Source organism: Planktotalea frisia, from assembly GCF_001890925.1.
GTDB lineage: Bacteria > Pseudomonadota > Alphaproteobacteria > Rhodobacterales > Rhodobacteraceae > Planktotalea > Planktotalea frisia.
Window position 1 is genome coordinate 1 of the sequence record NZ_MLCB01000090.1, and the last position, 17,965, is coordinate 17,965.

The 17,965-nt window shown below is 55.1% G+C and carries 18 protein-coding genes and 1 tRNA gene; 11 read left to right on the forward strand and 8 right to left on the reverse strand.

All coding sequences use genetic code 11. The features are described 5' to 3' along the window. The first annotated feature begins 121 nt into the window (after window positions 1–121). From PFRI_RS05065 to PFRI_RS05075, 3 genes are read left to right on the forward strand one after another with little or no spacing between them, the layout of a single operon-like run. Complete coding sequence (locus PFRI_RS05065; protein WP_170124850.1) at window positions 122–1,279, forward strand: RND transporter family protein; 1,158 nt, start codon at window positions 122–124, stop codon at window positions 1,277–1,279. Between the two features lie 13 nt (window positions 1,280–1,292). After that, complete coding sequence (locus PFRI_RS05070; protein WP_072629652.1) at window positions 1,293–1,547, forward strand: hypothetical protein; 255 nt, start codon at window positions 1,293–1,295, stop codon at window positions 1,545–1,547. Next, entirely contained in the window at window positions 1,544–2,023 is a 480-nt protein-coding gene (locus tag PFRI_RS05075) for a hypothetical protein (RefSeq protein WP_072629653.1), read from the forward strand. Before PFRI_RS05070 ends, PFRI_RS05075 begins: the two co-directional genes overlap by 4 nt. A gap of 75 nt (window positions 2,024–2,098) precedes the next feature. Here PFRI_RS05075 and PFRI_RS05080 read toward each other — a convergent pair whose 3' ends face one another. The 3 genes from PFRI_RS05080 to PFRI_RS05090 are packed head-to-tail and all read right to left on the reverse strand — an operon-like array spanning window position 2,099 to window position 7,429. Next, on the reverse strand, window positions 2,099–5,407 hold the full coding sequence (locus tag PFRI_RS05080; protein WP_111445469.1) for an error-prone DNA polymerase: 3,309 nt from the start codon (window positions 5,405–5,407) through the stop codon (window positions 2,099–2,101). Then, complete coding sequence (locus PFRI_RS05085) at window positions 5,404–6,888, reverse strand: Y-family DNA polymerase (RefSeq protein WP_072629655.1); 1,485 nt, start codon at window positions 6,886–6,888, stop codon at window positions 5,404–5,406. Before PFRI_RS05085 ends, PFRI_RS05080 begins: the two co-directional genes overlap by 4 nt. Then, the gene (locus PFRI_RS05090; protein WP_425439446.1) at window positions 6,830–7,429 is read right to left on the reverse strand and encodes an ImuA family protein; all 600 of its coding nucleotides are present in this window, start codon (window positions 7,427–7,429) and stop codon (window positions 6,830–6,832) included. Before PFRI_RS05090 ends, PFRI_RS05085 begins: the two co-directional genes overlap by 59 nt. Before the next feature lie 84 nt (window positions 7,430–7,513). On the opposite strand from PFRI_RS05090, the gene PFRI_RS05095 reads away from it, so the two are divergent. The 4 genes from PFRI_RS05095 to PFRI_RS05110 all read left to right on the forward strand — a co-directional run bounded on the left by PFRI_RS05095 (window position 7,514) and on the right by PFRI_RS05110 (window position 10,639). Beyond that, the gene (locus PFRI_RS05095; RefSeq protein ID WP_072629656.1) at window positions 7,514–8,335 is read left to right on the forward strand and encodes an SDR family NAD(P)-dependent oxidoreductase; all 822 of its coding nucleotides are present in this window, start codon (window positions 7,514–7,516) and stop codon (window positions 8,333–8,335) included. A 107-nt stretch (window positions 8,336–8,442) separates the two neighbouring features. Further along, window positions 8,443–9,147 carry an ABC transporter permease gene (locus PFRI_RS05100; protein ID WP_072629657.1) on the forward strand — a complete coding sequence of 235 codons (705 nt, stop codon included), beginning with the start codon at window positions 8,443–8,445 and terminating at the stop codon, window positions 9,145–9,147. Continuing rightward, window positions 9,141–9,845 (forward strand): ABC transporter ATP-binding protein, encoded by a 705-nt coding sequence (locus PFRI_RS05105; RefSeq protein WP_072629658.1) that lies wholly within the window; start codon window positions 9,141–9,143, stop codon window positions 9,843–9,845. Before PFRI_RS05100 ends, PFRI_RS05105 begins: the two co-directional genes overlap by 7 nt. Then, window positions 9,842–10,639, forward strand: coding sequence for an ABC transporter substrate-binding protein (locus PFRI_RS05110; RefSeq protein WP_072629659.1), 798 nt, complete (start codon window positions 9,842–9,844; stop codon window positions 10,637–10,639). The genes PFRI_RS05105 and PFRI_RS05110 overlap by 4 nt, the downstream gene beginning before the upstream one ends. On the opposite strand, the gene PFRI_RS05115 is transcribed toward PFRI_RS05110, so the two are convergent. The 5 genes from PFRI_RS05115 to rpmH all read right to left on the reverse strand — a co-directional run bounded on the left by PFRI_RS05115 (window position 10,636) and on the right by rpmH (window position 13,492). Further along, window positions 10,636–11,763, reverse strand: a complete 1,128-nt coding sequence (locus PFRI_RS05115; RefSeq protein WP_072629660.1) for a lytic murein transglycosylase — start codon at window positions 11,761–11,763, stop codon at window positions 10,636–10,638. The genes PFRI_RS05110 and PFRI_RS05115 overlap by 4 nt on opposite strands. A 73-nt stretch (window positions 11,764–11,836) precedes the next feature. Then, complete coding sequence (gene ttcA, locus PFRI_RS05120; protein ID WP_072629661.1) at window positions 11,837–12,682, reverse strand: tRNA 2-thiocytidine(32) synthetase TtcA; 846 nt, start codon at window positions 12,680–12,682, stop codon at window positions 11,837–11,839. A 27-nt stretch (window positions 12,683–12,709) separates the two neighbouring features. After that, a complete protein-coding gene (gene yidD, locus PFRI_RS05125) occupies window positions 12,710–12,931 on the reverse strand; it encodes a membrane protein insertion efficiency factor YidD (RefSeq protein ID WP_072629662.1) in 222 nt (73 codons plus the stop codon). Next, the gene (gene rnpA, locus PFRI_RS05130) at window positions 12,928–13,332 is read right to left on the reverse strand and encodes a ribonuclease P protein component (RefSeq protein ID WP_072629690.1); all 405 of its coding nucleotides are present in this window, start codon (window positions 13,330–13,332) and stop codon (window positions 12,928–12,930) included. The genes yidD and rnpA overlap by 4 nt, the downstream gene beginning before the upstream one ends. Window positions 13,333–13,357: 25 nt before the next feature. Further along, complete coding sequence (gene rpmH / locus PFRI_RS05135; RefSeq protein ID WP_009831305.1) at window positions 13,358–13,492, reverse strand: 50S ribosomal protein L34; 135 nt, start codon at window positions 13,490–13,492, stop codon at window positions 13,358–13,360. A gap of 303 nt (window positions 13,493–13,795) precedes the next feature. Here rpmH and PFRI_RS05140 point away from each other — a divergent pair, with 303 nt between their 5' ends. The 4 genes from PFRI_RS05140 to PFRI_RS05155 all read left to right on the forward strand — a co-directional run bounded on the left by PFRI_RS05140 (window position 13,796) and on the right by PFRI_RS05155 (window position 17,572). After that, window positions 13,796–14,524, forward strand: a complete 729-nt coding sequence (locus PFRI_RS05140) for a TVP38/TMEM64 family protein (protein WP_245812269.1) — start codon at window positions 13,796–13,798, stop codon at window positions 14,522–14,524. A 2-nt stretch (window positions 14,525–14,526) separates the two neighbouring features. Then, window positions 14,527–15,945 carry a dihydrolipoyl dehydrogenase family protein gene (locus PFRI_RS05145; RefSeq protein WP_072629663.1) on the forward strand — a complete coding sequence of 473 codons (1,419 nt, stop codon included), beginning with the start codon at window positions 14,527–14,529 and terminating at the stop codon, window positions 15,943–15,945. Between the two features lie 96 nt (window positions 15,946–16,041). Continuing rightward, a complete protein-coding gene (locus tag PFRI_RS05150) occupies window positions 16,042–17,427 on the forward strand; it encodes a sensor histidine kinase (RefSeq protein ID WP_072629664.1) in 1,386 nt (461 codons plus the stop codon). 68 nt (window positions 17,428–17,495) lie between these two features. Continuing rightward, window positions 17,496–17,572, forward strand: a tRNA-Arg gene (locus tag PFRI_RS05155). Window positions 17,573–17,965 lie beyond the last annotated feature (393 nt).

The window sequence follows — 17,965 nt, forward strand, 5'->3', positions numbered from 1 at the left end:
TCAGACAATTTCCGCGTCATAACCCATGAAAAAATTCGGGTTTTGGGGTAGCAGCGGTATAAATCTTTGGGGGAGCTTGCTCGTTGGTTTTGCCGCGCTTGTGTTGCTGCGGGATTTGAGGATGGTTTTACTTGCTGTGATCCCTGCGCTTCTGAGCGCTGCAAGCGTGCTGGCATTGTCGGTTTGGCTTGGACATCCGATCACGGTACTGAGCAATGTTATCCCGATTTTGCTGCTGGTGTTGGGTGTTGCGGATGGGGTCCATTTGGCGGGGTATTTGAAAGCAACTGGTGACAGTCCGCGCGAAACGATTTTACGCATCGGCCCTGCTTGCGCCTTGACCGCAATCACGACGGCACTGGCGTTTACGAGCATCATGGTGACCCGCAATGCCCAATTGTTTGATTTTGCGGTGCTTGGGGGGCTTGGGACTTTGCTGGCCTTTGCAATTACGATTTCGACCTTCGCGCTTTTGGCGCTGGTCATTCGTCCCAATACACGTTCGACGCCGAATTTCACGGGCGTTCTTGCGCAGCGTTTGGCGATGTTTTCTTTGCGCATTCCAAAGACTGTGATTGCTTCGGGCGTCTTCGTTCTAGTGCTTTCGATCTTTGGCTTCCAACAGACCAAAGCTTGGTTTCCGCTCTATCAAAACCTCCCTTCGGGCAGCCAGACGGTGCAGGTAAATGATGCGATTTCGGACGATTTTGGAGGTGTGTTTCAAATGATCGTTGAAATGGAAGGCGATTGGCGGGAAACAGAAGTGATGGTCGATGCATTAACCAAGCTCGCGGGTGCCGAGGCTGTTTTATCCACAGTGAATATTGCCCGTTGGCTGGGTGTTGATGGCGCGCCCGTTGCGGAGGACTTAACGCTTGTTCCAAGTGAAGTGGTCGGGCAAGTGCGCCCTATTGAGACCGTCTCGCGTATCTTCATTTCGGTGCCAGAGCCGATGCGGAATGCGCAAGCCGCCATGCTTTTCGATGCGCTTTATGAGACGGCACAAGCAGGTGGTGCCGCGCGTGTTTACGGGTTGCCGACTCTGATGCGCCAAGAAGCGGTGAGTTTGATTTCGCAACTTTCCAAAGGTCTGGTCATTGCATCCTTAGGTGCCACATTTGTGGTTGCGATTGCTTTTGGATCGCTACGTTTGTTTCCGCTTTTGTTGGTGCCGAATGTGCTTCCGTTGATGGTGACGGGAGCGTCTTTGCACATCTGGTCAGTTGTCTCCTACCGCGGTTCTTGCGTTGACCATTTCCTTCGGTATTGCGATCGATGATAGCGTGCATTTTATGAATCGCTTCTTTGAAGCGCGCGCAAAGGGATCAGAGCCTCGTGAGGCCGTGATCTCCGCAACTGCCTCTGCGGGGCAGATTATGGTACTTACGACGGTTTTGTTAACTTTTGGATTATCCATCACAATGATATCTGGGTTCTTTCCAATTCGTTTGTTTGGCGGCATGATGATTATTACGCTTTGGGCTGCATTGCTGTTTGATTTACTTTTGTTGCCTGCACTGTTGACGGCTCGAGGATCTAATAAATGATGCGGATTGTGACCTGCGCTTTGCTGGTTTTAAGTGGTGCCGCTTTGGCGGATCCTATGGCAGAGATGCAGGGGGCTTGGAACGGTTCTGGTTGGGCGCGCGAAACGCCTGATGGCCCGCAAGAGACTGTGCGCTGTCGTCTGAAAAATACCTATGACGCTGATGTTCTTACGATAAAAGGTCGCTGTGCTGTTCCGGGTCGCAAGCTTACTCTTTCAGGGGAAATCAAAAGCGATGCAGGCTCGGAAGAGATAACAGGCCACTGGTTTAACCCGGATGGGCTTGGTTTGGTTCGGATTAAAGGCGTGCAGCGCGGTGATATTCTCGCTTTCACGTTCCGCGTAAAAGACCCGGAAACAGGCCGCGATATTGCGCAAAATGTAGAATGGCGCGTAAGTTCGGATGGCTTACGCTTGCGAGCGACGGACCGATCCAATCCTGATGCGATGATGTCGGATATCAGCTTTAAGCGTTAACCTTATTCGCATCCTCTCTTTATAAATATCCCGGGGAGGCTCGGCTTGCCGAGACGGGGCAGAGCCCCTCAACCGCTAATGAAAATCCCGACTTGGAAACAACCGCTTCGCTTGATCACGTGGATGCATTGCGCGTGCAGGCTGGCGGCGTGGACGTGGTGCATCATCTGCCTCGGGACGCGTAATCCCAACCTGATCATCCAGCGGATGACCCAACTCGCTCAAGCGATGCGACAGATCCTCAACCTCTTGGGCAATCACATGCACGACTATGCCTTCACGCTGCAAAAAACCCGTGACACGCAAGAGCCGTCCGCCCATCACTGCGCGGCGATATTTTTCGTATAATTTCGGCCAAACCACCACATTACTAACCCCGGTTTCATCCTCTAGCGTCAGGAAAATAACGCCAGAGGCAGTGCCGGGACGTTGACGTGTAATCACCAGGCCGCATACGGAAATCCGGTACAAAGGCGCATTGGGAAGCTTGTCATGCGGCGTCAGACCGGCGATATTCGGGCGCAGCAATTCCATCGGATGTGCGCGCAAAGTCAGCCGCATGGAGACGTAATCCTCTACCACCTCTTCGCCCAAATGCATGTTCGGCAGGATCACGTCAGGCTCGGAAATGCTCTCGCCATCAATGGGATCATTGAACAGCGGCAAAGGTTGCTGCCCACGGATTGCCTTGACCAACCAAAGCGCGTCGCGCCGTGTGTGGCCCATGTCGGAGAAGGCGTCCGCTTCAGCGAGGCGCTCCAAAATGGAAGGGGCCACGCCGGCACGCAGCCAGACGGCTTCGGGGTCGCGGTAGCCATTGCCGCGCGCGGCGACGATCCAATCGGCATCCGCCTCGCGAAAGCCTTTGATCTGGCGAAACCCCAATCGCAGCGCCAGCGCGCCATCACCGCGCCGCTCTAATGTGTTGTCCCACGCACTTGCGTTGACGCAAATGGGGCGCACTTCGATATGGTGTTCGCGCGCATCACGCACGATCTGGGCAGGGGCGTAAAAGCCCATCGGTTGCGAGTTGAGCAAAGCGCAGGCAAATACCGCAGGGTGATGCTTTTTGAGCCAAGCAGAGACATAAACCAGCATCGCAAAGGCGGCCGCATGACTTTCGGGAAAGCCGTATTCGCCAAACCCTTCGATCTGCGCGAAACAGCGTTGTGCGAAATCTTCATCGTATCCACGTTCCAGCATGCCGCTGATAAAACGCTCTTTGAAGGTACTGATCGTGCCCATACGCCGAAAGGTGGCGAGGGAGCGACGCAGCTGATCTGCTTCGGCTGGATCAAAGCCCGCAGCGACCACGGCGATCTGCATCGCTTGCTCTTGGAACAGCGGCACGCCGAGGGTTTTGCCGAGCACATCTTCAAGCTCTTTAGAGGGGAAATGCACGCTTTCGCGGCCTTGGCGACGGTTGATATAGGGATGCACCATGCCGCCCTGAATAGGGCCGGGGCGCACGATGGCGACTTCAATCACCAGATCGTAAAACTTGCGCGGTAACATGCGCGGCAGAAAGTTCATTTGTGCGCGGCTCTCTACCTGAAACACGCCAACGGCATCGGCGACGCAGAGCATATCGTAGGTCTCGGGGTCTTCTTGCGGCACGGTCGCGATGGAAAGGGTTTTGCGGTGATGCTCGTGCAAAAGATCAAATGATTTGCGGATGCAGCTGAGCATCCCCAGCCCCAGAATATCGACTTTCAGAATGCCCAAAGTGTCGATGTCATCCTTGTCCCATTCGATAACTGTGCGATCCTCCATTGCGGCGTTTTCAATCGGGCATAATTCGTCAAGACGTTCTTTTGTAATGACAAATCCACCGACGTGTTGGGATAGATGCCTTGGAAAACCGATGATTTCCCCGATCAGGCGGATGGTTTGGGCAAGGCGACGATCTTCGAGGTTGAGACCCAATTCGCGCACGCGATCAGGGTCCGCACCTTTGTCAGATTGCCCCCAAATTTGGCTCGACAGGCTTGCAGTCACATCCTCGCTCAACCCCATCACTTTACCTACCTCACGGATCGCGCCACGCGTGCGAAAATGGGTGACAGTGGCGCATAATCCAGCGCGGTGACGCCCATATTTGGTGTAAATATGCTGGATCACCTCTTCGCGGCGTTCATGCTCGAAATCTACGTCGATATCAGGCGGTTCTGCGCGGGCCTCTGATACAAATCGCTCCACGACCATGGTGATGACTTCGGGGCTGACTTCGGTGATGCCGAGCAAGTAGCACAGGATCGAATTGGCCGCCGAACCGCGCCCTTGGCAGAGGATCCCTTGTGAACGCGCGAATTGCACGATGTCATGGACGGTCAGAAAATAAGCAGGGAAATTCAAGGCTTTGACCAGCTTGAGTTCCTTCTTGATCTGCGCTTTCGCCTTTTTCGTCGCGCCATTCGGGTAGCGGCGCATCATGCCCTCATAGGCGAGGCGAGTGAGACGTTCTTGGGGCGGTTCGCCCTCGCTGATTTCATCGGGATACTCATAAGAGAGTTCGCTCAGGCAGAAGCTACACCGCGCAGCGATTTCTACAGAGCGTTGCAGCGCGGCAGGATGATCACGAAACACACGCGCCATATCAGCGTGCCCTTTGAGACGACGTTCAGCATTGGGGAGCGCGCGCGTGCCGATCTGATCGATGGTGATATGTTCGCGCATGCAGGTGAGCACATCGGCGAGCTGGCGACGTTTGCCGTGATGCATCAGTGGATCACCTACAGCCACCATCGGCGCGGAGGTTTTGAGCGCAAGCCGCGCGCACGCGGCGAGGTAGGCCTGATCAGACCCATTGTAGCGTGGGGCGGCACCGAGGAAGACGTGGGACGGGTAACGACGCTGCATTTTCTGGATGTCAGCGGCGGCTTTGCGCAGGGGACCGTTTGGCAGGGCGATGAGGATCATGCCAGTGCAGCCCTCTAAGAGGTCAGGTAGGTCGAGGTGACATTGACCTTTTTCCGCGCGCCGTTTGCCGAGAGTCAAAAGGCGGGTGAGGCGACTGTAGGCAGGGCGATCTTTTGGGAGCGCGATCCAATCGCACGCGCTTTCGCGCAGCATAAGACGTGCGCCGACGATCAGCTTGGGGAGATGGAGGGTTTCAGGACGCGGGATGTGTTGGGGGTCGCCGACTTCTTGGCGTGAAGAGTGATCAAGTTGCGTTTCTGAACGGATGCGTATGGTGTCTTCAGTGGCGCGTTTGAGTTCTTTCAGGGCTGCATATGCTCGCACGACACCCGCAAGCGAATTGCGATCTGTGATGGCGATGGCTTGCAAGCCTAACTCTGCGGCACGGGTCACCATTTCCTCAGGATGTGACGCACCATGCAGGAAGGTGAAATTGGTGGTCGTGGCGAGTTCTGCGTAGCTCATGCGAATTCGCCTTGGACATACCAGCTTGGGCTTTGCGGGGTAAAAAACAGCCAAAGGCGGCGGCCTTGGCGGGTTTCAACACACCAATAATCGCGCACACCAGTGTGCCAGCCCCCTGCTTCCAGCCACCACTCCGGTGCGATGCGTTCTGGTCCAGATGCGCGCGCGGTTGAGAAGGACATGCGCCGCCAGCGAAAGCGTTTTGGCGGGGTAGGGGCGGCATGAGTGCCCATCAAAGGGTTGGGCGGAAAGATGTGAAGCGGACGGGGGCGTATGGTGGACCATGCACTGTCAGGAGTGGAAAATGCTGCGGCGGCGATTTGATAGCTGCGCTCGGGAATATGGCTGTCTGCGGCTAGAAAACGCTGCACGTTTTCAAGGCCGATGCGTGTGCCGATGCGGGTGATCAGATCATCAAGCTGATCTTTATGACCAGCAGAGACATGGCTAATTTGCTGCACTGCCATCGGTTCGACCTGCACCGCTTCAAGGCGCATTTGATCGATGCCGTAGCCTGCATCCACATCGCCAATGCCACGTTCAAACAGGGGCAGAATACGGCTTGCGTCACGCATGGGGCGGGCGAGGCGGAGCTCGACTTGTTGGCTGTCCTGATCGACGCGGCGCAGTGTCAAAGAGAGGATGCGCGCGCCTGTTTCGCGTGCTTTCAGCTTTTCGCAGAGCTGGGTGAGTAGGCGCGAAGTTCCCTCCATCACATCGCTCTTGATGCCGATGGGTTCGGGCAAGGTCATGCGCACGCCGTAATGGGGCGGATCTTTGAGCGGGGTGATTTGTTCGGGCTGTTGCCCAAGGGCTTGGTCAAGACGCATGAGCAGAGAGGGACCAAAACGGCGGGTCAAAGGGGCGCGCGCAGCGCTTGCGAGATCGTTGATCGTGCGCAGACCAAGACGACCAAGCGCTGTGACGGTTTTTTCCTCAAGGCGCAGGGCCGTGACAGGTAAATCTTGCAACGCTTCCAAAGCCGCGCCAATAGGCGCGCTTCCTTCACCATGATGCGCTAAGGCCCAAGCGGCGCCGCGTGAATCGCCAAGCCCGATGCGCGCGGTGATTCCAGCGCGGGAAAGCCGTTGGCGCATGTCCATCAAAAGCGTGGCCTCGCCGCCAAACAGATGCGCAGTGCCTGTGATGTCGAGCACCAGACCATCGTGATCCTCAAGCCCGACCCAAGGACAATAACGCACCGCCCAGCGGCGCAGGGCATGTTGAAAACGACGATCCGCCAAAGGATCAGCAGGGCGGCTTTGCAGATCAGGGCAGAACGCACGTGCGTCGGAAAAGGGCATGCCAGCGCTGAGGCCAAGTCGTTCCGCCGCCGTGTTCAAGCAATAAATCCGGTTGGTATTGCTTTGCGTAAGCGTCAGCGCGAATGGCCCCTCAAGAGGGCGCATCCGTAAAACGCGATCACTCGCCAGTCGCGGAAACCAGATGGAGACGACGCGACGCTGTATCCCATCGAACATGCCAAGATCCTAATGTTCCTGATTTGTTCTTAATAAGTTCGTAACGCTGCAGAGTCGAGTCTCCTGCCGCAGAGAAAGGATCAAAAAGTGGTGCGGCGCGCCAGCGGGACTCGGCGGCATTGCTGCCCATACCATCGGGAATCAGGCACAGACCCGTGGATTTGCCTGTCTTTGCAGAGAGTTGCAGGCGTCGCCCTTGGATCAATCCAATGGGCTGGCTGATCTCTAGAACAACCAAGGGGACTGATCCGTCGCGCAGCGCTTCTTCGGCCACAGCAAGGCCCTCAGTTTGATCTTTTACCTGTGCGATCAAGAGTTTAGCAGGATCAAAGAAGGGGCTAAGACCCAGTGGGTTCAAGCCCTCGGGTCGCCAATGTTCGCGGATCCACAGCACCGTACCCTGTGCCGTACTGGCGCACACAGCGGCAAAGCTTGCAGCACTTGGGCCGCAAACTTCGTGCACACGCGCGGCGCGCAAAGGAAAAGAACTGGTGAAATCTGGCGTCATGGGTGTGATGTGTAGCGCAAATTTGGATGGCATCAAATAGGTTGATCGCGGTGCCCTTGTAGATCGAAATGCACCGCTTAGCTCTGAAAGAGTAACAAAGGCGATGGGGATAACAGCATGCAGGCTTTGCACGGGAAGGTGGCGCTTGTCACGGGGGTCTCAGCGCCCAAGGGCATTGGGCGGGCCATTGCGCAGCGTTTGGCACAAGATGGCGCGCATGTTGTGGTCACGGATATCAGCGGAGCGATTGAAGGGGGCATGACCACGCGCGCGGGTTTGTTGGACGCATTGGCGCAAGACATCATTACGCGAGGTGGGTCTGCCTTGGCGCTTACGCTTGATGTCACATCCGCGCGCGATATCGCGGCGGTGATGGAGCAAGTGCTGGCGCGCTTCGGTCGTTTGGATATCTTGGTAAACAACGCAGGCTCGTTGGCGGGGTCAGATAACTTCTTGTCCACCAATGCTGCGCAGTGGACCTCTAGCTTTGAGGTTAACTTACTGGGTCCAATGATGCTGTCCCAAGCGGTAATCCCAGAAATGCGCAAACTTGGTGGCGGGCGGATCATCAATATCGGCTCGACAGGAAGTCTGGGGGCTGAGGCGGGGTTTGGTGCTTATACGGCGATGAAACATGGCTTGGTCGGTTTGACCAAAACGCTTGCCGCAGAGTTTGGGCCTGATGGCATTCTGTGCAACACCGTTTGCCCCGGTTTTATTGCGACGGATATGCACGAAGCCGCCAATACGCGATTGTCTCAAGAGCAAGGGATGAGCGTGGCGGACATCAAACAGCAACGCTATGCCAATGTGGCCCTGCGCGATGCGGGATTGCCGCAAGATGTGGCGAACGCTGTTGCCTTTTTGGCAGGCCCTGAGGCGCAGTATGTGACAGGTATCAATCTGCCCGTTACGGGTGGCGTTCCCTTTGGTATCTAGATTGCTCGTCGCCTCTGGCAGTAAACGCGCCGTAAATCTGGTGGTGTGACGGTTGGATCGGTGATTGATTGCGCCAAAGGGCCGAGTGGGCCTGTGAAGGATGCGCAATGACCGACATTTGGGCCGGATTGGAGGCCGCTTTCTGGCTGATTGTCACGCTCGACAGTGATTTGGTCGAGATCACGCTGCGCTCGTTGCAGGTGAGTGTCACGGCGTTGGTTTTCGCGTCTCTGATTGCCCTGCCTTTTGGCACATGGTTGGCGATCCGGCGCTTTCGGTATCGCCGCACCGCGATTGCGGTTTTGAATGCTTTGATGGGTTTGCCGCCCGTGGTCGTGGGGCTGATTGTTTACTTGTTGCTGAGCCGTTCCGGCCCATTCGGAGTGTTTGGTTTGTTATTCACGCCAACTGCGATGATTATTGCGCAGGTGATCATTATCACGCCGCTCATCGCTTCGATCACCCATCAGGCGATGCGTGAGTTGTGGGCGGAATATCATGACCTGCTGATTTCGCTGAACACCACGAAACGTCAAAGGATCATGACTTTGATCTGGGATGGTCGTCGCGCATTGTTGACTGCTGCTCTGGCGGGGTTTGGCCGCGCGATTGGCGAAGTTGGCGCGATCATGATTGTGGGCGGGAACATCGATCATGCGACGCGCGTTTTGACGACTGCGATTGCGCTGGAAACAGGCAAGGGGGATTTCGCCCTTGCGCTAGGGCTTGGCTTTGTTTTGATCGCACTTGCTTTGGCGGTGAACATCTTGATCCACTCCCTGTCGCGCACAGAGCAGGAGGGACGCTGGTGAGTTTGGCTCTTTCCAAGGGAGTGGTGAAGCGGCGGGGCAAGGTCATTCTTGGGCCAGTTGATCTGGCGCTGAATGCACCTGACATCACGATTATTCTGGGTCCAAATGGTGCTGGAAAGACCACTCTTTTGCGCGTGCTGCATGGGGTTGAGCGGCTTTCGTCCGGCGCGCTGACCCTCTCGAAACCGGATGCACAGGCGCGTCAGGAACAAGCCTATGTGTTTCAAAGTCCCATCATGCTGCGCCGTACTGTGCGCGCTAATCTTGCGTATCCGCTTGAGTTAATCGGCACGGCGAAACCCGTAATTGCGCAACGTGTAGAGACATGGGCGGAACGCATCGGATTGGCGGATGCCCTAGACCGTCATGCCCCCCGACTTTCAGGCGGTGAAAAGCAAAAACTTGCCCTCGCGCGCGCGCTGATCCGCGAACCGGATGTGCTGTTTCTGGATGAACCTTGTGCGAACCTCGATGGGCGATCCACGCGCGAGATTGAGACGCTTTTGAAAGACGCTCATTTGAGAGGGACGCAGATCATCATGACAACGCATGATTTGGGCCAAGCGCGGCGCATGGCGTCTGATGTGGTGTTTCTACTGGGTGGAAAAGTGCATGAGCGCGGTGCGGCGGGCAGATTTTTCGTGACGCCTGAAACGCCAGAAGCGCAAGCGTTCTTAAACGGAGATATCATCGAATGATACGGCTTGCGGTCTTGATGTGGTTGGCTCTTGGGGGTGTGGCGTTTGCTGAAACCATGCGGTTGGCGGTGACGACGAGCTTTCATAATTCGGGACTGTCGGATGTGCTTTTGCCTGTGATCAAGGCAGAGATCGGACTGGAAGTTCAGCTTTTGGTCGTCGGCACCGGCCAAGCGCTGCGTCTTGGGCGCGCAGGGGACGTGGATGCGATCCTTGTGCATTCCAAAGCAGCGGAAGATGCGTTTGTGGCTGAGGGTTTCGCGCCTTATCGTCGCGAGATCATGTATAATGATTTCGTACTGATCGGGCCTGCGCATGATCCGGCCCAACTGGCGCAAGCCACGAGTGCGCGTGATGCGTTAAAGCGGATCGCAGCGGCGAAAGCACCATTTATTTCACGTGGTGATGAAAGCGGTACGCATAAGAAGGAGTTGGTTTTGTGGGATGCGGCAGCGCTAGAGGTCAGTGCGTTCGATCCATGGTACAAAGCTGTGGGCGCAGGCATGGGTGCGAGCTTGAATACGGCTTCTGCGATGGGTGCATACATCCTCGCAGATCGTGCGAGTTGGTTGAATTTTGGCAATAAAACTGGATTGGCGTTACTCTACGCGGGTGATCCTGCGCTGTTTAATCAGTACGCCTATTTGCCTGTGAACGCTGTGAAACATCCGCATGTGAACGCCGCCGTTGCGCAGGCTTTGGAAGCGTGGCTTGTGTCACAGAATGCCGCTGATTTAATCAACGGCTACTCAATCAATGGCGAACGTTTGTTCAGCTTCAACGCTCAAAACTAAAGACTGCGAAGCAGTTCTTGCGAGGGTGTGCCTGTTACGGGCAATCCTTTGCTGCGTTGATAATCGCTGACCGCTGCTTTGCTTTTAGGTCCGAAGACACCATCAGCACCGCCCGTGTCAAACCCGCGTCGTGTGAGGCGTTGTTGCAAGGCGATCCGGTCGTCTTTCGTCAACCCATTCGCATCGGGCGGGAACTGTCCGCGTAAAGGACCTGCACCTGCGATACGGTCGGACAGATGCCCCACACCAATCGCGTAGGCGTCAGAATTGTTGTAACGCTTGATCGCCCGGAAATTGCCGGTGGTGGCGAATTTCGGACCGCCCGCTTGGGGTTGAAGCGTGCCGGACGCGCTCTCAGAACCCCATTTCACACCGCGCGCCCAGCCGTTGCGCTGCAAGTATGCGGCGGTAGAGGCAAGGGCATCGCTGGGATCCGCAGACCAGATATCGCGGCGGCCATCAGCTGTGAAATCCACAGCGAAGCCCTCGTAAGAGGTTGGTATAAACTGTGTGTGCCCCATTGCACCCGCCCAGCTGCCAACCATGCGGTTGGCCGTGATGTCGCCGTTCTGGATGATTTTTAGTGCTGCAACGAGCTGTTTTTCAAAGAACACCCCGCGCCGCCCTTCAAAGGCGAGCGTCGAGGTGGATGAAATGATGGGAATGTCGCCCATGCGCTCGCCATATTGGCTCTCTAAACCCCAAATCGCGCAGATGATTTCTGCATCGACGCCGTACTTTGCTTCTAGCGCCGTTAAGGTCGTGCGATGGCGTGCAAAGGCGGCGCGTCCTTTGGCGATGCGTTCGTCAGACGCGGCGATGGAGAGGTAGTCCTCTAGCGAGCGTTTGAATTCTGTTTGATTGCGGTCACGTTTGATGACGCCGGGCAAAAAGCCTGCGCCGCGAAAACCAGCGGCAACAGTCGCTGCACTTAACCCGTATCCGCTTGCGCGATTTTTGAAACTCGCAACCCAAGCGTCGTAGCCTGCGTTGGGTTGCGGGCGAAATTCTGCGGCAAGGCCAGATGGTTTGGCACGGCTCGTTCTAGCAGAAGGAGCGCTGTTGCATGCGGCAAGGCCGAATGCGCCAAGGGTCAGGGCGAAGGTGCGTCGTGTGACTGTCATATCTCTGCTCGCGCTTTGTGCGTTGTTTGGAAACGTTCCTAACGCATTGTTGCGTGCGCGCAAACAGTCTGGATTATTGTTCGCTCTCAGGCACATTCCCGCGCATCAGCCCTGCGAAATCAAAGAGTTTGGGGTCGAGTAAGTGTGACGGGCGCGCATTGGTCAGCGCACGAAACATGATTTGGCGACGACCGGGACTGTTGGTTTCCCATTGATCGAGGATTTGTTTGACTTGTTGACGCTGCAAGCTATCCTGAGAACCGCACAGATCACATGGAATAATCGGGTATTTCATCGCGCTCGCGAATTTCTCGCAATCGACTTCGGCCACATGAGCGAGGGGGCGGTAAACGAACAGGTCGCCCTCATCATTCAGCAGTTTCGGCGGCATCGTAGCAAGGCGACCGCCGTGGAAGAGATTCATGAAGAATGTCTCAAGGATGTCATCGCGGTGATGACCAAGCACGACAGCAGAGCAACCTTCCTCACGCGCGATGCGGTAGAGATTGCCGCGCCGCAAACGCGAACAGAGCGCGCAAAAGGTGCGGCCCGCTGGGATTTTATCCATGACGATGGAATAGGTGTCTTCATATTCAATACGATGTGGCACGCCCATTTTCTTGAGGAATTCAGGCAAAACTGTCGCTGGAAAATTAGGCTGGCCTTGATCCAGATTGCAGGCAATCAGTTCAACAGGCAGCAGGCCACGCCATTTCAGCTCATTGAGAACGGCCAATAATGTGTAGCTGTCTTTGCCACCTGATAAACAAACGAGCCACTTAGTGTCGGGTTCGATCATCCCGTATTGCTCAATCGCCTCACGCGTTTGGCGCACAATGCGTTTGCGCAGCTTCTTGAACTCTGTTGTGGACGGAGCGCCGTGAAAGAGCGGGTGGATGTCGTCGTGATTATCTAGCATGGCAAGGCCTTAACATAAGGGGCAAGATTAGTCTGGCACGTTATCAATGCCAGAGCTGCCCCAAGGATGACAACGACCGATGCGGCGCGCAGCGAGCCAGCTGCCTTTGATTGCGCCATGTTTTTTGAGTGCTTCCATCGCGTAGGCAGAGCATGTGGGATCATAGCGACAGTGCATGCCGACCCAAGGAGAGAGTAGTAAACGGTAGGCGCGCACGGGGAGGGCTACGATGTGTGCGAGCGGGCTCATTTTTGGGCGTGCAGTTTTTTGAGAGCGTACCGCAGATCGCCGATGAGCAGATCAAAAGGGCGATTTGCAGTGACTTCAGCGCGGCCAATGAGAACATAGTCGCAGCCATCAGCGCCATGCTGGGGTAGAACAGCGCGCGCAGCTTCGCGTAGACGGCGTTTGGCGCGATTGCGTGCGACGGCGTTGCCGACTTTCTTGGAACAGGTGAAACCGACGCGTACCGCCAGATCATCATCGCGACGATCACGCATTTGCACCATCATGGATGCGGTGCCTTGACGGCGCGCACGCGCTGCACGCAAAAAATCGCTGCGTTTTTTGAGAACCGCAAGACGCAAAGAAACCGCCAGTGGCGTGTTCTCGTCAGCGTCTAACGCGTCTGAGGCCTCTGGCGGTGTCAAAGTCATTAACCTAAAAGAGAAACGCTTACGCGCTCAGCTCTTTACGGCCTTTAGCGCGGCGCGCGTTCAGGATCTTGCGACCTGCTTTTGTGGCCATGCGTGCGCGAAAGCCGTGGCGGTTCTTGCGAACGCGATTCGATGGTTGAAAGGTGCGTTTCATCGCTCCGTCTCCGTATAAAGCAGGGCAGTCGCGCAGAATCGCAAAGGCCCTATGTATCTTGAAGCCTGTCCAATAGAGAGGCGTGGTGGATAAGTCAAACCAAAGAGTACCTATTTTCTGCAACATTTGGCCTGTTCTTACCGAAGCGCATGTTACAGTTTGATGCGAAAGTCCAGCTTTGATCACGGCAACTGTCACTCGTGATCAAGCGCGCGTGATAGGGCTACCGCAACCTAGATCAAATCAGCATGTTGCATTCAACCAAGAACAACAGATTTGATCCGAAAGAGAATGATAAACGATATGACAAACACCCCCGAAACCAAATCTGGATTTGCCAGATTTCTTCCAATGCTGGTAATCCTTGTGGTCGCTGTCATTGGTGCATTTACGCTGAAAGATTACCTTAGTTTTGATGCGCTGCGCGACAACCGCGAGGCGTTGATCGCGTTTCGAGACAGTAACTATCTTATTGCTGTAATTGGCTTTTTAGCGATTTACGTCGCGATTGTTGGCTTTTCCCTGCCGGGAGCGACGATTGCAACGCTGACAGGTGGTTTCTTGTTCGGCACGGTGTTTGGTACGCTCTTTAACGTGACTGGCGCCACGGTCGGGGCGACACTGATTTTCCTCGCGGCGCGGTATGGTTTTGGTGAGAAACTGGGCGCAAAACTAGAAAGCAGTAAAGGCCCTGTGAAGAAGATCAAAGATGGTATCGACGAAAACCAATGGTCGATGTTGTTCATCATCCGTCTTGTGCCTGCGGTCCCATTTTTCATTGCGAACCTAATCCCTGCGTTTTTGGAAGTGCCTTTGCACCGCTATATGATCTCAACGTTTCTCGGAATTATTCCCGGCACGCTGGTGTTCACATCTGTTGGCGCGGGTCTTGGTGAGGTTTTCGCGGCGGGTGAAACGCCGAACCTTGGCATTATATTCGAGCCGCACATTCTGCTGCCTATCCTTGGCCTAAGCGCGCTATCGCTCTTGCCCATTCTTGTTAAAGCCGTGACCGGCAAAAAGGACATTTGAACATGGAAACGATCAAAACAGACATTCTGGTCATTGGCGGTGGTTCTGGCGGATTGTCCGTCGCAGCAGGTGCGGTGCAGATGGGCGCGACTGTGGTCTTGCTTGAGGGTCATAAAATGGGCGGCGATTGCCTGAACTTCGGTTGCGTACCCTCAAAAGCGCTGATTGCCTCGGGCAAGGCTGCCTACGGGCAAGCGCACGCATCCCAATATGGCGTCGCCAATGTTGTGCCGAGTGTGGATTATGCCGCCGCGAAGGATCATGTTGCTGGTGTGATTGCGCAGATTGAACCGTTGGACAGCCAAGAGCGGTTCGAAGGTTTGAGCGTTAAGGTGATCCGTGAATACGGACGCTTTGTGTCGCCAACCGAAGTCGAAGCCGGCGATTACCGCATCAAAGCGCGTCGTGTGGTTATCTCTACAGGCTCTTCGCCTTTTGTACCGCCCATTCCGGGTCTCGATACTGTTCCTTATGAAACGAACGAGACATTGTTCGAGCTGCGTGAACAGCCAGAGCATTTGTTAATCATCGGTGGCGGCCCAATTGGTATGGAAATGGCGCAAGCGCATTTGCGTATGGGGTCCAAGGTGACTGTCATTGAAGGTGCAAAAGCGCTGGGCAAAGACGATCCTGAAATGGCTGCGATTGTGCTCGATAAGCTGCGCGCTGAGGGGCTTGTCATCGAAGAAGATGCGCTCGCGGGCGAGATCAAAGGCAAAGCAGGCGCGATTGAAGTGCATGCGAAAGATGGTCGGGTTTTCAAGGGCTCGCATCTTTTGATGGCTGTCGGGCGCAAGTCTAATATGGACAAGCTGAACCTTGAAGCGGCGGGGATCGAGACGCACCGCACAGGTATTGTTGTTGATGACAGCATGAAAACGACGAATAAAAAGGTCTATGCGATTGGCGATGTCGCAGGTGGTTTGCAGTTTACGCACGTCGCTGGTTATCAGGCAGGGGTGATCATTCGCTCTGCGCTCTTTGGTTTGCCTGCAAAGCAAAGCACGAAGCATATCCCTTGGGCGACCTACACGGATCCTGAATTGTCGCAGGTCGGTTTGACCGAAGCGCAGGCCAAGAAAGAGCATGGCGACAAGCTGGAAGTGGTGCGTTTTGACATTCATCACAACGACAGACTGATTGCAGAACGCAAGGCATACGGGTTGATCAAAGTGATGGTTGTGAAAGGTCGTCCTGTCGGGGTTTCTATTGCTGGGCCACATGCAGGTGAGCTGATTGGCATGTGGTCGCTTGCAATTGCGAACAAGCTGAAGATGAGCCAGATTTCCGCGATGGTTGCCCCTTATCCGTCGGTCTTCGAGATAAACAAGCGTGCCGCAGGGGCTTATTTCACGCCGCGCTTGTTTGAGAATGATACGGTCAAAAAAGTGGTGCGCCTTGTGCAGCGCTGGTTGCCATGATCATGTGCGCGCATGTGTTGAACCTGCGGGACGCTCCGCGGGAAGTTTACTTGGAAAGATGAAGATCTGGACAAGCATAAAAGGACGCGTGCGCGCATGTTGAATTCGCTTTCAGGTCGCTTTTTGATCCTGACCACTGTGTTTGTGATGTTGGCGGAGATGCTGATCTTTTTCCCGTCAGTTGCACGGTTTCGCGAAGATTTTCTATTGTCGCGCTTGGAGCGCGCACAGATTGCCTCGCTTGCGCTTTTGGCGGATGATATGATTGATGCAGACCTTGAGGAAGAGCTTTTGCTCAATGCCGAGGTTTTTAACGTCGTGTTGCGGCGCGATGCTGTGCGCCAGTTGGTGCTGTCGTCACCCATGCCGCGTCCGATAGATGGCACGTTTGATCTACGTGACCCGCCTGCAATGTTATTGATCAAGGATGCCGTTACGCGGCTCCTGAAAAGTGAGCCAGAAGTGATCCGCATTATCGGCGCGCCTGTGCGAGAAGCAGGATTGCTGATCGAGGTCACAATGCCGACCGAAGGTCTGCGTGCTGCAATGCTGGATTATGGCCTGCGCATTTTGGCTCTTTCTGCGGTCATTTCGATTTTCACCGCGAGCTTGTTGTTCCTTGCGGTGCGCTTTTTGCTGGTGCGCCCAATTCGCGGTGTCGTGGACCACATGCAGCGCTATGCCGCCGCACCCGAAGATGCGCGTCAGATCATTGAACCGTCGTCTGGCGTCACAGAGCTGCGCGAAGCGGAAGATGCTTTGCAATCTATGCAGGTTGAACTCACACAAGCGCTCAAACAGAAAGAGCGCCTTGCGCAACTGGGCGGCGCAGTCGCGCGCGTGAGCCATGATTTGCGCAATATCTTGACCTCCGCACAGTTATTTACCGACCGTATCGAGATGAGCGAAGACCCTGTCGTTCAGCGCATGGCACCGAAATTGGTGAATTCGATCACGCGCGCGGTGAACCTTTGTGAGACAACGCTGGCTTTTGGAAAAGCAGAAGAGCCTGCGCCGCGTTTGACGCGATTTGCGCTCAGTGAGATTGTAAACGACGTGATCGCGTCCGAGCGGCTCGCTGTGGGTGAGCATGATTTGAGTTTTGCAGAGGATGTTCCCATCGGTTTGTCCGTACGCGCGGACCCTGAGCAGCTCTACCGCGTGATTTCCAATCTTGTGCGTAATGCCCGCCAAGCGATTATCGCGACAGGAAAAGCAGGTGAAATATCCGTATGCGCCCAAGAGAACGACGACGATTGGGTGATCTGTGTACATGACACAGGTCCGGGGTTGCCTAAAAAGGCGCTGGAACATTTGTTCACCCCATTCCAGGGGGGCGCTCGAAAAGGTGGGACAGGGCTCGGCCTTGCGATTGCGGCAGAGCTTATCAGAGGGCACGGCGGCGTGCTTGAATTGATGCGCTCGACAGAGGCAGGAACCACCTTTGAAATACGTTTACCGAAGGGGGATGTCGCTGTTTAAAGAAAGCGTTGAGATTGCTGCGTTTTACGCTTGCAACAGTTTCGTGCCTCGTCTAATCAGCGCTTAACGGACCGATAGCTCAGCTGGATAGAGTACCTGACTACGAATCAGGGGGTCGGGGGTTCGAATCCTCCTCGGTCCGCCATTTACACTTTTTCTTAATTACTTAAAAATTGACTTTCGACGAGTGTTTACTAGAATGAAGTGCGTTTCATGTTGTTTGTCAGCTGGTCGAACTCCACAAAATTGTTAAACAGCAGGTCTGTTCCGGGGTGTGTTATGTCCGTGATTACATGAGGAAATCAATGGTGCTTGCACAATCGTTTACCTTTGTAATTTCAAAAGCTCGAATCTTGCTTGGAAATCTGGATCAGTTTGGAAACGGATCATCGGCGACTTGTGCGTGAAAAGGTTTCTGCGGTTTGGACTAAGTAGTTGGCTGCTTGACAAGAGCGCTTGTTGGGGAACAGTGAGCACGCGACGAAACACTTTGAAGCCGTACAGAATTAGGCGGCGTCAAAAGGTTTGCGCTGTTTGT

What these genes read in the sequence shown, in the direction of transcription:
- PFRI_RS05065 (WP_170124850.1), top strand. Translation starts at nt 122, where the DNA reads ATGGTTTTACTTGCTGTGATCCCTGCGCTTCTGAGCGCTGCAAGCGTG.
- PFRI_RS05070 (WP_072629652.1), top strand. Translation starts at nt 1,293, where the DNA reads ATGAATCGCTTCTTTGAAGCGCGCGCAAAGGGATCAGAGCCTCGTGAG.
- PFRI_RS05075 (WP_072629653.1), top strand. Translation starts at nt 1,544, where the DNA reads ATGATGCGGATTGTGACCTGCGCTTTGCTGGTTTTAAGTGGTGCCGCT.
- PFRI_RS05080 (WP_111445469.1), bottom strand. Translation starts at nt 5,407, where the DNA reads ATGAGCTACGCAGAACTCGCCACGACCACCAATTTCACCTTCCTGCAT.
- PFRI_RS05085 (WP_072629655.1), bottom strand. Translation starts at nt 6,888, where the DNA reads ATGTTCGATGGGATACAGCGTCGCGTCGTCTCCATCTGGTTTCCGCGA.
- PFRI_RS05090 (WP_425439446.1), bottom strand. Translation starts at nt 7,429, where the DNA reads ATGCCATCCAAATTTGCGCTACACATCACACCCATGACGCCAGATTTC.
- PFRI_RS05095 (WP_072629656.1), top strand. Translation starts at nt 7,514, where the DNA reads ATGCAGGCTTTGCACGGGAAGGTGGCGCTTGTCACGGGGGTCTCAGCG.
- PFRI_RS05100 (WP_072629657.1), top strand. Translation starts at nt 8,443, where the DNA reads ATGACCGACATTTGGGCCGGATTGGAGGCCGCTTTCTGGCTGATTGTC.
- PFRI_RS05110 (WP_072629659.1), top strand. Translation starts at nt 9,842, where the DNA reads ATGATACGGCTTGCGGTCTTGATGTGGTTGGCTCTTGGGGGTGTGGCG.
- PFRI_RS05115 (WP_072629660.1), bottom strand. Translation starts at nt 11,763, where the DNA reads ATGACAGTCACACGACGCACCTTCGCCCTGACCCTTGGCGCATTCGGC.
- ttcA (WP_072629661.1), bottom strand. Translation starts at nt 12,682, where the DNA reads ATGCTAGATAATCACGACGACATCCACCCGCTCTTTCACGGCGCTCCG.
- yidD (WP_072629662.1), bottom strand. Translation starts at nt 12,931, where the DNA reads ATGAGCCCGCTCGCACACATCGTAGCCCTCCCCGTGCGCGCCTACCGT.
- rpmH (WP_009831305.1), bottom strand. Translation starts at nt 13,492, where the DNA reads ATGAAACGCACCTTTCAACCATCGAATCGCGTTCGCAAGAACCGCCAC.
- PFRI_RS05140 (WP_245812269.1), top strand. Translation starts at nt 13,796, where the DNA reads ATGACAAACACCCCCGAAACCAAATCTGGATTTGCCAGATTTCTTCCA.
- PFRI_RS05145 (WP_072629663.1), top strand. Translation starts at nt 14,527, where the DNA reads ATGGAAACGATCAAAACAGACATTCTGGTCATTGGCGGTGGTTCTGGC.
- PFRI_RS05150 (WP_072629664.1), top strand. Translation starts at nt 16,042, where the DNA reads ATGTTGAATTCGCTTTCAGGTCGCTTTTTGATCCTGACCACTGTGTTT.